General features: G+C 55.7%; 19 protein-coding genes. 3 read left to right on the top strand and 16 right to left on the bottom strand.

The features are described from left to right. Position 1: 1 nt before the first annotated feature. On the bottom strand, positions 2-271 hold the full coding sequence (locus ACYQ11_RS01445; RefSeq protein WP_459921947.1) for a hypothetical protein: 270 nt from the start codon (positions 269-271) through the stop codon (positions 2-4). Positions 272-288: 17 nt separating this feature from the next. Continuing rightward, entirely contained in the window at positions 289-837 is a 549-nt protein-coding gene (locus tag ACYQ11_RS01440) for a hypothetical protein (protein ID WP_459921946.1), read from the bottom strand. A gap of 152 nt (positions 838-989) precedes the next feature. Here ACYQ11_RS01440 and ACYQ11_RS01435 point away from each other — a divergent pair, with 152 nt between their 5' ends. The 3 genes from ACYQ11_RS01435 to ACYQ11_RS01425 all read left to right on the top strand — a co-directional run bounded on the left by ACYQ11_RS01435 (position 990) and on the right by ACYQ11_RS01425 (position 2,957). Then, positions 990-2,102, top strand: a complete 1,113-nt coding sequence (locus ACYQ11_RS01435) for a helix-turn-helix domain-containing protein (RefSeq protein WP_459921945.1) — start codon at positions 990-992, stop codon at positions 2,100-2,102. After that, positions 2,099-2,632, top strand: a complete 534-nt coding sequence (locus ACYQ11_RS01430) for a hypothetical protein (protein WP_459921944.1) — start codon at positions 2,099-2,101, stop codon at positions 2,630-2,632. The genes ACYQ11_RS01435 and ACYQ11_RS01430 overlap by 4 nt, the downstream gene beginning before the upstream one ends. Positions 2,633-2,822: 190 nt before the next feature. After that, complete coding sequence (locus tag ACYQ11_RS01425) at positions 2,823-2,957, top strand: hypothetical protein (RefSeq protein WP_459921943.1); 135 nt, start codon at positions 2,823-2,825, stop codon at positions 2,955-2,957. Positions 2,958-2,967: 10 nt separating this feature from the next. On the opposite strand, the gene ACYQ11_RS01420 is transcribed toward ACYQ11_RS01425, so the two are convergent. From ACYQ11_RS01420 to ACYQ11_RS01355, 14 genes are all read right to left on the bottom strand, one after another. Next, a complete protein-coding gene (locus ACYQ11_RS01420; RefSeq protein ID WP_459921942.1) occupies positions 2,968-3,453 on the bottom strand; it encodes a phage virion morphogenesis protein in 486 nt (161 codons plus the stop codon). A gap of 70 nt (positions 3,454-3,523) precedes the next feature. Continuing rightward, positions 3,524-4,228, bottom strand: a complete 705-nt coding sequence (locus tag ACYQ11_RS01415) for a Crp/Fnr family transcriptional regulator (protein ID WP_459921941.1) — start codon at positions 4,226-4,228, stop codon at positions 3,524-3,526. Positions 4,229-4,317: 89 nt separating this feature from the next. Next, positions 4,318-4,899, bottom strand: coding sequence for a DUF1638 domain-containing protein (locus tag ACYQ11_RS01410; RefSeq protein ID WP_459921940.1), 582 nt, complete (start codon positions 4,897-4,899; stop codon positions 4,318-4,320). A 91-nt stretch (positions 4,900-4,990) separates the two neighbouring features. Continuing rightward, entirely contained in the window at positions 4,991-5,341 is a 351-nt protein-coding gene (locus ACYQ11_RS01405) for a DsrE family protein (protein WP_459921939.1), read from the bottom strand. A gap of 153 nt (positions 5,342-5,494) precedes the next feature. Continuing rightward, positions 5,495-5,902, bottom strand: a complete 408-nt coding sequence (locus tag ACYQ11_RS01400) for a pyridoxamine 5'-phosphate oxidase family protein (RefSeq protein ID WP_459921938.1) — start codon at positions 5,900-5,902, stop codon at positions 5,495-5,497. Positions 5,903-6,030: 128 nt separating this feature from the next. Beyond that, positions 6,031-6,684: a flavodoxin family protein gene (locus ACYQ11_RS01395; protein ID WP_459921937.1), complete on the bottom strand. Its 654-nt coding sequence runs from the start codon at positions 6,682-6,684 to the stop codon at positions 6,031-6,033. 178 nt (positions 6,685-6,862) lie between these two features. Further along, positions 6,863-7,144 carry a hypothetical protein gene (locus tag ACYQ11_RS01390; RefSeq protein ID WP_459921936.1) on the bottom strand — a complete coding sequence of 94 codons (282 nt, stop codon included), beginning with the start codon at positions 7,142-7,144 and terminating at the stop codon, positions 6,863-6,865. A gap of 12 nt (positions 7,145-7,156) precedes the next feature. Next, positions 7,157-7,408 carry a hypothetical protein gene (locus ACYQ11_RS01385; RefSeq protein WP_459921935.1) on the bottom strand — a complete coding sequence of 84 codons (252 nt, stop codon included), beginning with the start codon at positions 7,406-7,408 and terminating at the stop codon, positions 7,157-7,159. Positions 7,409-7,653: 245 nt separating this feature from the next. Beyond that, positions 7,654-8,016, bottom strand: a complete 363-nt coding sequence (locus ACYQ11_RS01380; RefSeq protein WP_459921934.1) for a hypothetical protein — start codon at positions 8,014-8,016, stop codon at positions 7,654-7,656. Further along, complete coding sequence (locus tag ACYQ11_RS01375; RefSeq protein ID WP_459921933.1) at positions 8,013-8,471, bottom strand: hypothetical protein; 459 nt, start codon at positions 8,469-8,471, stop codon at positions 8,013-8,015. The genes ACYQ11_RS01380 and ACYQ11_RS01375 overlap by 4 nt, the downstream gene beginning before the upstream one ends. Then, a complete protein-coding gene (locus ACYQ11_RS01370) occupies positions 8,458-8,820 on the bottom strand; it encodes a hypothetical protein (RefSeq protein ID WP_459921932.1) in 363 nt (120 codons plus the stop codon). Before ACYQ11_RS01370 ends, ACYQ11_RS01375 begins: the two co-directional genes overlap by 14 nt. Positions 8,821-8,832: 12 nt before the next feature. Beyond that, positions 8,833-9,696, bottom strand: a complete 864-nt coding sequence (locus ACYQ11_RS01365) for an HK97-fold major capsid protein (protein ID WP_459921931.1) — start codon at positions 9,694-9,696, stop codon at positions 8,833-8,835. Between the two features lie 18 nt (positions 9,697-9,714). Beyond that, complete coding sequence (locus ACYQ11_RS01360) at positions 9,715-10,077, bottom strand: hypothetical protein (protein WP_459921930.1); 363 nt, start codon at positions 10,075-10,077, stop codon at positions 9,715-9,717. Between the two features lie 16 nt (positions 10,078-10,093). Next, positions 10,094-13,951: a DNA adenine methylase gene (locus tag ACYQ11_RS01355; RefSeq protein WP_459921929.1), complete on the bottom strand. Its 3,858-nt coding sequence runs from the start codon at positions 13,949-13,951 to the stop codon at positions 10,094-10,096. Between the last annotated feature and the right edge of the window lie 27 nt (positions 13,952-13,978).

The following is a 13,978-nucleotide window of genomic DNA, read 5'->3' as shown; positions in this document are numbered from 1 at the left end:
GTTACCTCCGTTTCCGACGTTTGCCGCCGTTTGCGCCGGTGTTTTCCGTCTCGGTCTCGACCGGCTCTTCCCGCGCCGTCTCGGGTTCGGGAACGGTCGGCGTCGCCGGCGTCAACGACACGAAGCCCCGCTTTGCCGCGGCATCGATCTCGGGGGAAATGTCGTCCTCACCCAGCGTTCTGCGCTCGCGGGGATTCAGATGAAGCCCCCGGCCGCTTCCCGCGAGGTGGAACGTGAGCGGTTGGAACAGAAGATTCTTGATTTCGATCACAGTGGTTCCTCCTTGTTTCATGGGGTATGGAGCCGATCCTCCTCGACGCCGTCCCGGAACTCAAACCGGCGGTCTTTGATGAGCGGGCCCGTTTCGACGAGGCCGTCGTAAACCGGGCAGTCTTCGATCCGGCAGCGGCCGCTGCTCTGGCGCAGGTTGGACAGGTTCACCCGACGCAACCCGCCCAAGGGGACGATCTCCGTCAGGTTGAGGGACCCGCGGTCTTCCACGGCCAGGACCGTGTGGAGCTGATAGAAACGGGCCACCCGTTCCTGGAGGTCCAGCAGATCGCCTTCATGGCCGGCGGTGACGATGACGTCGAAGTCGAGGTGGTAGAGCCGGGGATGCCGACACTGTTCATAAATGAGGTTCGGGACATCCTTCTCCACTATGTGGGCCATGGTGCGGCGGTCGCCGTTTTCCGCCAGCGTCGGTCCCTGCAGGATCAGGCTCGGCACGTTGGGCACCTCGAAGACGTCGTCCGCGGCGACGAGCACCGCGTCTGGGTCGATCTCCGCCTTGACCAGACGGATCAGGTTTTCAACGATTGTGCGAACGGTTTCCAATTCCGGTTCCTCCGGTTCGAGCGACTGTTTCCGCTGGATACCTACCGGAGGCGGACGGGAAGTGTCGGGGCGGCTTTTCCGGCTTTAAAAAATACCACTTGACATTATTTTGTCGTGTGGTATATTTTAGAAAAACTAGAAAGGAGGCGCCCATGAATCTGCAGATACTCGCCCAAAATGTGAGGCGGTTGAGAACTGCGAATCGCTTGAGCCAAAGCGCTCTGGCGGATAACGCGGGTCTCTCCTTGCCGGCGATAAAGAGTCTCGAACTCGCAAAGAGCGAGCCGCGGATGAGGACCATGCAGGCAATCGCCAAGGCCCTCGATGTGAAGCTTCAGGAGCTTTTTCAGCCGGTTCGGGAATTGCGCACCGTCCGGTTCCGTTCGGCGAAGCGGATGCAAAATCGCGAGAATGTCCTGGCCGAGGTGGCGAGGTGGCTCGATGATTTCAATTTCCTCGAGGAGAGTCTGAACAAAAAGATGCCGTTCAGCCTTAGCGCTGTCCGGAGGCAATGCTCCAGAGACCGCCTCGCCGAGGCGGCCGGACTCTGCCGGAAAAAGCTGGGGCTGAAGGCCACCGAACCCATCCACGACATCTGCGGCCTACTCGAACACGCGGGCGTGAAGGTTTTCCCCGTCCCCATGGCTTCCGATAGTTTCTTCGGCCTCTCTGTGGGCGAGGAGGACGGCGGGCCGGCGGTGGTGGTGAACGTATGGGAGCGGATTTCGGTGGAAAGGCGCATTTTCAGCGCCGCCCATGAACTCGGCCATCTCATGTTGCATCCCGACGCCTACGACGTCACCAAGGTCGAGGAAAACAAAGAGGAAGAGCACGAAGCCGACCGTTTCGCCGGGCATTTTCTGATGCCGAACGAGGGGTTCCGCAAGGAATGGAATGAAGCGGCCGGATTACACTTCGTCGACAGGGTCTTCAAGGTCAAGCGCATTTTCCGGGTCAGTTATAAAACCGTTCTCTCGCGTCTCCTGGAAGAAGGGGCCGTGGACAAGTCCATCTGGATGAAGTTCAACATGGCCTATCAGCAACACTTCAACCGGAAGCTTTCCTTCAAGGAAGAACCGATGGGCATCGATCCAGCGGAGCCGTTCGGGATGCAAAGGTTCGATTTCTACGAAGACCGATTCAAACGCCTGACCAGGGAAGCGGTGGAAAAAGACAAAATATCGCTCAGCCGCGGCGCGGAGATGCTTCGGATCGGCATTGAGGAGATGCAGGACCTGCTCCAGAATTGGGAGGTCATTCTGTGACACGCCGCCCGGCTCCCCGCAAGTTGATGATCATGGATGCATGCGTGCTGATCGATTTCATCAAGGCGGAGCGGGCCGTGCTGGAACTCGTGGTGAATCATATCGGGCCGCTGCACGTGACCAGCCCGGTCGTCGACGAGGTCAACGAAATCGATGATGAAAACGAACTGGTAGCCCTCGGACTGATCATCATCGAGCCGGAAATCGAAGATGCGTATGCCGCCGGCGGCCGATCCGGACCATTATCGTTTGAGGACTGGCTGTGCCTGCTAACGGCCAAACGGCATGGTTTAACCTGCGTGACCAACGACAAGAATTTACGGAAGTTGTGCAAACAGGAAGGGGTTTCGTTGCTGTGGGGGCTTGAGCTTGTGGCAGAACTGCACAAGGTCGGCGGAATCACCGGCAAAGAGGCGGAGGTTTTTTCTCAAACCGTTAGGCGGTCGAATCCCAAGCACATCACCGAGAAGATCGTCTCGCGTTTTGCGGACCTCATTCGGCGGCAGGAAGGTCACAGGTCCCGGACATGATGATCCGGGCATTTGAGCATTATGGGAATTCCGTCACCCAAACCTGGTGACGATATAGTGCGACAATGATCGCACCAATAACCCAAGAAGAGGTATATATCCAATGGCAAAAGATGATCCTTCAATGCGCGGTAACAGATCGCGAAATCAAACGAATGGCCGTCTCAGAGACACCCGCGACGACAAGCACGTGGGCACGCTGGAAGAACAGTACGATAGGGATTTCGGGGTGCGCTCGGACATGCATGTGGACACCCTGCTCAAACAGACCGGTCATTCATCGGTGAACAAGCTTATCAAGAGCGGAATCGGTAAGAAGGAATAAAGACCGCCCATCAAATCACCGAGCGGATGGCCTGGCGGTAGTTCTCGATGATCTGCCCGCGGTACTTTTCCATCGTGGGATGCAGGAAGGGACGGGGCGGGATGACAATCACCGCGCCGTTGGGGTGCTGGATGGTAGCTCCGTATTCCATTACCGCGCCGATGTTCACCAGGTCGTCGCCGTCCTTGTTGACCGTGCCGCGCAGTAGCCCCACGAAAGCCCGATCGGCGAGGATGCGCTGAGTGATGGAATTGACCAGAAAGCCGGTGTCGATCAGGGCCTTGCTGGAGCCTTTGCGTGCGATGGTACTCTCGGCCAGCTTGACGAACGCCTTGCCGCCCGGTGCCTGGGAGCGGATGCCGCGTTTGATTTCGCGGACGAGGAATAGGGCGTTCTTGATGGTCGCCTGCCGGACCGCCAGGGCGAGTCGGGCTCCCGGATTGGCGGCCAGTTTCGCCTTCGCTTTGTCCCAATCTCCGAAGCGCTTAACTCCCATAAATCTTCCTCATTTTCAAAAGTATTTCTTTTAGATTTTAGCCAAGGCAAAACGGTTGCGGGCATGAACATCATGTCATAGCTTCCAGTGGCAGTACAAGTTTTCGACCCATTTGGAGGATCTTCCCAGAGTCTTTTAGCCGTTTCATAACACGTGTAATACTGACGCGATGCGCTCCGATCAAAAAACCCAAATCTTCATGCGTTAACGGAAATTGAATGACATAGCCTTCTTCCTTTTTTTCACCATGTTCCCGAGCAACATTGAGGAGGACACGGTAAAGTCTTTCTTCTAGGTGAGTTTGGGACATGGCCCCAACTCGATCAGTTAACTGAACGATACGACCACTTAAGTTCTTGATGACCTGGAGACCGATATTGGGATATTCAAGAACCAATTTTTCAAACCGATCTTTTGTAAAGCTGCACACCAACGTCTCCTCCATACTCCACGCACTCACAGGATAGTTGAAATCGTCGTTAAATATATACTCCCCCAAAAAATCGCCAGGCTTCCTTATATCCAGGGTTAGTTCCGTACCATCCTCTAAGAGTTTGCTCAATTTTACGCGACCGGCTTTGATCAACGAAATCTGTTTCGCTGTATCGCCTTGCATAAAAACTGATTGGCCCACTTGATATCTTTGACGCAACGCCCCTCTGATGACCGCTTCCACTTCCGCCTGACGTAGGCCTTCAAAAACCCACAGCTGCCCGATGCATATTTGAGACCACTCACTATCCTTCGGTTTTAGCTTTTCACATAGGCAACTCATCGGACCTGCCTCCTTCCTGCAATTTTCCAATTCACTGGACTGTCGTGGCAAAAAATAGCCGAAGGGACCACGCCACTTTTGGATCAGAATCACCTCAGCAACAAATTTAATATATTATGAAAATGATCCAAGTTCAAGCTCGTGGTCTCGATGGGTACCTGTACCAAGTCGAAAAATTCGAGTATTTCATCCTCCGTCAAAGAATTAATTCCGGAATCCAGCACAAGAATTCGTTCATACCTTCCAAGATTCATACGGAAATCCACCTCATTCCATCCGAAGAATCGTCTCATATTTGTAGGCCAAACTCTCACCCATGTAGGTGTCATAAGCATCGTGTTGTTTTGTTCTAATTCTATTAATTTCTCTTCTCCGAGGAAGGCAGACAAACAGTTTTTTGTAGATATAATATGCACGCCCTTTCTGTCAGCCATGGACCTAATCTGTGGAAGGCATCCATTACCGTACAATATCTTGACATCACCGCTTCCAAAAGTTTTGGCATTATCGATAGTGGACGATAACTCATTTTCCAGCAATTTAAGATCGGAATGAAGTCCAGCGTCAAGCCATATCACTTCAATGTCTATTAAGCCACGCTTTCTTTCCAGTAAGAAATTGATCTCATCCTTGAAAATCCCACATGCTATTAAAATCTTGTCCACTTTCATGAAATACCTCCTCCAGGTCTACATTTTTGGTATCTTTCTTTGTTATTTTGTCACATTCTCCGTACAATTATTGGTCACGGCACTTTATAAATTAAAAAGTCAAAACCATGCACCCCTCCTTGAGATATCGTGTTAAGGGTTCTCCCATATAAATAACCTGGCAACCTAGTTCTTCGAGTTTTTCAGACACTCCGTACCTGTCAGCGCAGGCCTTACACGCCAACGTTTCAACACCAACCTTCTTCATTTCGACGAGTTCGGTCTGCAGTTTTAAGTCCTCTGAAAGTAGCTTCGCAGATGGCCCCCAAACTAGCATTCTGACAGTACCCCACCACCCTTTGAGCATAGAATTTTTACAATACATAAATACCATGTTCAGGGCGACGTCTGGGTCTTGTGAACTCCATACGATCACGAGGGAATCGTGAAAGTCGCTTTTCATGGGAATCGACTCCTTCCGCGTTTATAGACTCCAGAAAATGGCGGTGGCCCCGGGGACAGGAGATATACTACTGCCCCCGGGGCACCTTCCTGACTCGGAAAGCATGTCACCTAATGCTTTCCACATGACCAATTGGTGACTATGATCAGAGCATTATCCTATTTTCTTTCCTGCGTTGGGACCAGGAGACTGATCATAAATCTCTTCAACTGTGATCTTTGCCACGTATTTGGGCTCGGGGAGCGGTTTTGGCGCCTTCTTCAGCTCCTCTCTTACCTTCTCGTAAATTGGACCGCTGTCGATAAGCTCCGCTTTTCCCTTGAATTGATACCCAATGAATTTTTCATGATCTACAAGGGTTACTGCGACCTTTGGATTGTTCTTGAGATTGTCCCTGGTTTTGAGAGAAAAAAGGTCGGCAAAGATAATCGTGTTTTCGTCCAGCACCTGAATAGTGCCTTTGGGGGTGACATTGGGCATGCCATCCTGATTAGCTGTGGCCACCCAACCCAGCTTGCCCTTTACAAATTCCTGCAATTCTTTGGAAATACTTGACGCCATGATTGCCTCCTGTGTGTCATAAGATGTCTTTGAAACATGAAAACGCTTATAATTCGGCCAGCAATAAAATTCTCCGTCTTTATTATCGTGTTTCACCTCCTTTCCGTTGGTGTGGTCACACTCCACTGTTACATTGCCAGTTGTCCACGCAAACGGGCAGCGATTACAAGTCCGAGATCATGTGCCTGCTGCCATGTTTCTTTTTGGTTTTCAATAGTGCTGAATTTCTCGGATGTCACGGTCGTGTCCTCAGCGAATATCCAAGGGAGAGCGCTCATGGGGCATGTCTCGCCATAACCGCATACCATGCATTCGGGATTGCCAACTGCTTTCAATTGGCCCAATACCTCCATCCCTTCAAGTTTAAGAGCATGAGAGATTTGATCGGCAGCCTCATTAAGACCGGGCGCTCCACGTCCTATCCCCGTAGCGACAACAACAGCCAGTTTTCCTCTGTTAAGGCCATTTTGATGACGAAGGGAGAAGAGACGTTCCAGAAAAGCTTTCGTAAAACCATCCACGCCGCCATAGGGGCTGTATCCACCGACTACGAGCGCTCCCGCATTACGCACCTTCTCTGCAATTGCTGGGAAAGCGTCGTCCACTTTGCAGATATTGTCCTTTTTACAACCCAAACAAGCTATGCATGGGCTGATACGTGTCTTACATAATTTTATGAATTCTGCACTGAGACCACTTGCTTTCAATACCGCTTGGATCAATCGATCCGTATTGCTATTTTGGATCGGGCTTCCAGATACACCTATAATTTGTGTTCTCATAATCGGCACTCCTTTATTAAATGGAACCATTTAATGAAATCATCTTCAGTAATCGATTAAACCTGTCGATTACGAATTATAATCAACTCAAGTTTTTTGATTGTTTCTGACGGCTCAGGCCGTATTGTGTAGTCCACATTCACCTCGGCATCGAGAATACGCCGACTTCGATCAACAATCAGCCGTGCCGGCATGGGAAGCCGCCATAGTCCGTCAGCATTGGCTCGTTGAAGGTCCACTCCCAAAGCGGCGTAGACTTTTTGCAGACGATAAGGTAACTCAAAAACAAACCGAGAGATTCGGAGAGGGTAAGTCCGACATCACTGAACACTTCGTACTTAAGCCCTAATTTACGTTTTACCGCATGATTGATTGACGGCTTTTGGGGAGAAATTGCAATTAAGCCAGCTCTTATCATATTGAATTCGTTGAAAAAATCATTTAGAGCCTCCAGCTCCAAATTACAGTAAGGTCACCAAATTCCCCGGTAGAAGGTGACAACCGTATATTCTCGATATAGGTAACTTGCTGGTTTGACTGGCAAACTGCGGCTATTCATAAGCATCGCATCGGGAAACGTGTCCCCCTTTTGTACAGCTTGCTCTAGAATGCCCGATTTACTCAAATCCTCGGTAGAGGATTGCATGATCAATCTGAAATCCTTGGGAATTCTTGCAACTGAGTTCAGCTTGAGGTCGTTTATCCTGTCTTTGAGAGTCTGCATATCGCCTTCCTAATCAATCACTATGTGTTGGGGTTACCTTCTGATTTAGAATAACAATGGAAATCGGAGAGTGCCGTAGCAATCGCTACAATGGAAAACTTTTCAGACGCTGAAGAACTTAGTATAGGCACGTTTTAGGAAAAAGGCTGGCATGGGGGCGGCATGGAGGGAAATCTAAATGATTGCTCAAACCAGTGCAAGCAACTAAAAAAGTAGATCGTGGATAGTCGCAAGTCCCCGAAAGGCTAAATCCCATGCAGCCACACCAGCTTCAGCACCTTGTGGGTCACGACGCCGAAGAGACGCTCTTCCACTACGGTCTGAACCCGGAAAACGTCCGCCCCGCTGCGCACCCGGTCTTCCGGTCTCACATCCAGGGCGGGGAGCACGCAGGCCGTGGCGTCGATCTTGTTGGCGAGGTCCTCCGGCGGCGTCTCGATGAACTCGAGCGGAAAGGTCTCCACTTCAGTGAACGAGGCGTCGTCCGATCCATACAATCGCTCACCGGGGACTGCACGCAGCAACGCGGCTTCCTGTGAGCTTGCCAGGATCAGTTCCTTTACGTCCCCGACGGCAGACGCTTTCTCGGGATCGCTCAGCAGGGTCACAGCTCAAGCTCGCTTCCTTGATCGTAGATGACCGGCGCGAGTCCTCCGGGGGTGATGATGTAGTCCTCGGGGGATGCGGCGGCTCCCGGTTTGATTTCACTCAGCCGCTGCTTGTACACGGCCTTGAGGTCTTCCTCGAGCCCGGCCCAATGCGCGGGTTGCTTGGTTTTATCCACCCGCTTGTCGCCGCTGGAAAAGGAAAACGCATTGGCGGTCTGGGCCCGCATGACTTGGCAGGCATGTATCTGTCCCAGCAGGAGCAGCAACTCGCGCGGTTCGCCTTCCGGCTCGGGAACCACCTCTCCGTTCAGGATGGAAAGAGAGATTTCCAGGTCGCGCGCCAGACGATAGACGCCTTTCAGGATGCAGCGGGAAAGGACATCGTCAGTGAACAACTCGCCCTGTGGATCGGACAGATCGGTCCGGAGAACGGCGACGAGATCAGCCAGCGCCACCTTCCACCTCCGTCAGCCGTTTCTTGAGGGCGTCGATCACCGTTCGTCGTTTCTCGCCCGCCAAGTGGGCTTTAAGTCTGTCAGGGTCCTTTTCGACGCCGATCCGGGAAATAGCCTCGGCTGCGGTAAGATCGGTGATGTCCTCTCGCCGCGGCTCGGCCGACGAGGTTGATTCCTCTCTCGGCTTATCATCTCCGCCGTCCATCCGCGCGAGCCTTCCCGCGGACAATGCCGACTCCATCTGAGGGGAGATCGACTCCGTTTCGAAGGCCTGGCCCGGATCGAGGCGCAGCTTGGCGTCGGCAATGATCAAGACTCCCGGGCGGATGTTCTTCAGTTTCACCGTCACAACTCACCTCCGTCAGCCGAGAATCTTGATCTTGGCCAGGATATCCGGCCGAGTGATGCCTTGCCCCAGTTCCGACCAGACGAGCCAGCCGGTCTTGAAGCGGGTTTTTTGCTCGATGGCCTCGGTCTTGAGGTTCTCGCGTACCGGCATCTTGCCCACCTCCTCATCGGGGATGAGCAGCACCTCGTCGATGGCCTGTGCGGCGGTCAACAGAATGCCGCCGGTCCCGTAGTTCTTGATCAGACCTTTGGCACGCAACTCAGACTTGGTCTCCGGGTCCAGGTTCCAACCCCGCAGGTCATTGAAGCGGCGGCCCCGCATGACGATGTACTTCACCGTCAACTCGAGGTCCTCGATGATGGAGATCGCCTCGTTGAGTGCCTCCTCGGTGAGGGTCGCGCCGGTTACTTCAACGGTGTTGGCCGCGGGCACCGCCGCCGAAAGCACCGTAATGGTCCGCTTGTCGATCTCCTTGCGGATTTCGTCCGCGGCTGCGGTCTGGATGTCCATCAGTGTGCCGATGTTGCCGTTCTTGAGCACCGAAACGTCGACCATGGGTGCGGAGTGGATACGGTTGGTGGGAAACTCCACTTCGTCCTTGCCGACCTCCTGCTCCTGAGCCTCGCCCTCGGTGGAAATCCAGTAGGCCTTTACTTTGGGCTTCTTCTGGTAGAGAGGACGCTCGCCCTTGGGCAGGGTGTGCTTCGTGAGCAGCAGCGAAGAGATCTCCTTGCGTTTGATCTCCTGTTCGATGGGCTCGGAGATGGCGGCGGCCAGCGCCCGCATCCCCTCCGGGGACTCAAGCGCCTCGGACATCAGGCGCGCCATCGTCTCCATGTATTCTTGGCTGTGCACGTTCATGCGGATCGTCTCCATTTCGTTTTCCTCCTTTAATCAGATGAACAGCCGGAACTTGATCGTTCCGCCGGAGACGGAGACGGCCCGAGCGATGACTTCTTCGCCCGCCTGCACGCCCGCGGTGAGTTTGCCGCTGCCCGAGACCTTCAGGTCGTCGCCGGGATTCACGGTCCCCTCGAAGACGTCGGTTTCATAAACGCCGCCCATGCAGTAGATGCCGGGCATCTCTCCGTTCTTGTAGTCCTTGATCAGAATGCCGAAGGACTTGGCCGTCGGCGTGGTGTTCACGGCGAAGAGGTCGTTGCCGACGATCCTCACCACCTGGCCGAGTTGGCCGTCGCCCTGCAGGTAGCCGTCGCCGTAAGCGAGGCCCCGGTGATTGGGATTGATGAAAGCCATGGTCATTCCTCCTTTGTCAGTTGTTCGAAACCGGTTCGCCGGTCGCGGACGCCACTCGTTGCCGGTAGGCAGCCATGAAGCCGCTCTTTAGCCGGTCCTCGAGACTCGTCTTCTTGTCTTCGATGTCCTTCGGACGTACGCCCGCATCGCTGCGCAGGGGCGGATCGTCGCAGCCGGATGAAGCCTTCGCGGTTTCCGCTCCTGCTCCTCGGTCCTTGTCGTCGGCGTGGGCGCGGGACCCGGCCTTGAGCATTCGCTCGAAAGCGGCTTCGCTGGCGGCAAAGGCGTCGTCGGAAAGTCCGGCCAGACGGGCGAGTTCCTGCTCGCGCTCCTCGTCGGACTCGAAGGCCAGACCGTTTTTCTCGATCTTGCGCAGAAGCTTCTGTGCCCGGCTCCGGTTCGCGGCGGCCTTCCTTTCAGCTTCAAATTCCTCGAGCTGCTTCTGCAGGCCGAGCACCTGCTGCTTGAGCTCCTTGTTCTCCCGCTCCAGTTCCTTGAGGCGGGTCTTGTCATCGGGCGCGGTCCCGCCGCCGCCGTCGTCCTTCTTCTTGGCGGCTTCCAGCGCTCGTTCCTCGGTTTCCTTGTGTTTCTCGTCCATAGTCGGACCTCCTTCAGAGTGGGTTTTCGAACCATCGTTTTCCGCCGCGGCGACCTTCAGGATGCGGGCGTTCTCGTCCGCGCCTTTGCGGTCGAGGAGCCCGAGCCCGGTGAAAGTGACGCCGTGGAGGATTTCGTAGACGGGCTGCCCCTGGAGCTCGCCGCCCTTGTTCTTGCGCAGGTGGACGCAGTAATCGCTCTTCGAAACGACGCGTTTGCCGCAGATCGAGCACTCGCCTTCCTCGTAGTCGCATTCCATGGAGACCTGGGAGATGATCCCTTTGCGGATGAGCTTGTAGGCCAACTGCGCGTGCGGGCTGTCGGAGACATAGAGTTCCCCCGCGCACTCGATCCGGCCGCCGCTTTCGTCCTCGACGTAATCCGCCCCCACAATGCCGCCGACAATGTCGGTGAAATCCTGGGAATGCTTCAGGTCGATCTTCTTGTTGATCGCCGTCATGTAACGGGCGGCCAGTTCGTCGGGGGTGAAGTGGTCGCCGTTCTTGTTCGTGCCGGCCCGGCAGAGGATGAAGGTGAACTGCGGATCGCCCGCGGCCTGGTCCAATGCCGCCGCTTCGGTCTGGAGCCCGGTGAACGTATCGAGCGACAGCTCCACAGGGAACGAGGTGTGACATGCCGCCGGTGCTCGCGTATCCGCTTTAGAGCGTGGCGCGCCTCGGGATTTGGAGGCGACGAAGAGCAGTTCCCTCGCGTGTTTACCTTCCCGGCCGATGTCCTTGGCGATGTTGTAGTCCACCTCCATGCCGCGGACCCGGACAAGGCCGTAGTGCTCGGCGAAGATCTCTTTGATTTCCTCCTCCCGCGGAAAAGCCCGGTCGCGGTATGACAGGAGCACCGTGCCGTATTTGCCGCGGGCGTCGGCCGCCAACGTCTCCATGAGGGAACGGATCGATTCCTTGGTGTAGCGCGTCCGTGACGGATAACTGCGGCGGGGATTGTCTTGGAGTTCCTTGTCCGCCCAGCGAGTCATGAGACCCTCGATGAAATGCAGGGAGTCCTCGTAGTCGTTGCTGCCGAACTCCGTGACGTAAGGGGGGTCCAGATATAGAACGTCCGCGCCGAATCGCCGAACCGCCTCGGCCGCATCCAGGTTGAAGGCCTTGCACTCTTTGCCGTTGTCGAAGACCAGCCGGTTGAGCTGGCCCACCGAGCGCCGGAACGACTCGATGAACTTGGACAGCGGCGGATTGGAGAGCTGGGATTGCTCCAGGCTGGCATCCGTGTCGAGGTCTGCCTTGCGGTGCATCTTGGACCGCGAGAACTGGCCGAAGGCGCTCTTGGCCTTGACGGTGGTGCCGAGCGCGGCAAGCGCCAGGTCTTTCTTGTAGCCGTGAAGCTTCTGAATGTTCGCCCAGACTTGGTCCAGCCACCGGAGCACCGGTTTGGTGTAGTAGTACCCGTAGAAGTGATCCACGATGAACGTGCCCGCGTCCGCATTTGGGGCGAGGATTCGGTCCACATCCTCGTCGCTCAGAGTCTCGCCGGAGTTCTCCACCACGGCCCGCGCCAGATGGTGGGGATACCGCAGGAGGTCGTTGGCGATGACTTTCAGCCCTTTGCGTTTGAAGTGGTAGGCGACGTTGGCCCCGCCCGAAAAGGCATCGAGGATGCTCTCCGCGTCCTTGGGGACATGGCTTTCGATCCAGCCGAGCATCAGGTACTTGCTGCCCATGAAACCGGTGACGCGGACCGATTCCGCTTTCCCGGCCTGGCAGCTCAATAGGTCCAGCGATTCGCCCAGCGGCGCGTCCGCCAGCGCGATCAGGTTCTCCTCCACGCGCAGGGCGGCATCGACGGCCCGTCCGGCTTCGTGTTTGTCGATCCACTCCTTGGCCTTCTCCTTGGTCCAGCCATCCGGGTTCTTTTCCGTCTTGCGGACGAACCGGTAGGCCTGCAGCACCATGGAACGCGGGTTGCCGCCCTCGGGCACGAACTCCTTTTTCAGGCGTCCGATGATGATCGCCACGCCATCGACACCCTCCAGGGGCTTGCGGCGAAAGCTGTCGGGTTCGAACTCGTCCGGGTTCCGGACGCGGAAGCGCACCTCGTTCTCGGTTTCCTCCCAGATGGCTTCTGCCCGTAGGCTGTCCTCTGCGGACGCCTTGGCGGATCGCTCTGCGCCCTCGGCTCTGCGGCAGATGAACAGCCGTTCCTTGGCGTGGGACGCCTCGCCGTGCCGCGATGTGATGGCATAATGGTGATCGTGGGAGCGCATCGACGAATTTCGTCCCATGGAGGCGATGATCCGCCGCATCTCCGATTCGTTCGGATAAGCGTGGTCCCGATAGGAAATGAGCCAGTGCGGGAAGTGCTTGGAGTTGCCGAGGAAGGTCTCGAAGAACTCCGCGGCGTTGGTGCGGGTGACGGTCTTGTGGTCGGTCTCGTAGTGTTTGGTCTTGGAGTCTTTGACAAGGGTCAGCCCATCCCAATAGGTCATCAGCCCTTCCACGAAGTGATAGGATTTTTCGTAGTTGGTGGTCGAGAACTCCGTGGCGTAGGGCGGATCGAAATAGGCCAGGTCGGCCTTGGCCTCCGGCAGGAAATCGTTGATGTCCTTGCGGGACGCCTTGCACTCCTTGCCGTTGTCGAAAACGAGGGCGTTGATGCGGGCCACGTTCTTGCGCAGCCGCTCCTTGAATTCCTCCGGGGTGTCCTCGCGCTTGCCGTAGCGGGTCGACGACGAAAAATGCCCGAAGCCGCCCTTGCCGGACATGCAGGTCTTACCCAGTGCGAACAGGGCGATGTCTTTCTTGAAGCCCGAGAGCTTGTCGACGTTGGCCCGGATCGTGTCGATCAGACCGTGGACGCCCTTGGCGAAGAAGATGCCCTTGAAGTTGTCCCGGACGAAGGTTCCGGCCTTCGCGTTGTCCGCGAGCAGCGCCTCCAGGTCCTCATCGGAGAGACGCACCTTGTCGTTCTCGATGATCGCCCGGGCCGCGTGGTGGCAGTAGCGCAGCCGGTCGTTGGCCAGGACCCGCAGGCCCTTGGTCTTATACATATAGGCCACGACAGCGGAACCTGAAAACGCGTCCAGGACGGAGCCAACACCTTCCGGCGTGTGTTTCCAGATCCAGTCAACCAGCTTCTGCTTCGAACCGATGTAATTGGTGATGTATTTTGGCCGTTCGGCCGGTGACGCCTCATCTGTGACAGCCTCCTTGGCCTGGGCCTCGAGCGCCTCGAAGTCCAGGTCCAAGGCGGCGTCCGTTTCGAGGAGGAACGCCAGTCGGTCACGGTCGGTTGCGAAAAGCTCCATTCGGTTCTCCGGTCATGTCGCGACAAA

This window comes from Desulfatiferula olefinivorans, assembly GCF_054657895.1.
This window is presented reverse-complemented; position numbering and strand designations above follow the sequence as displayed.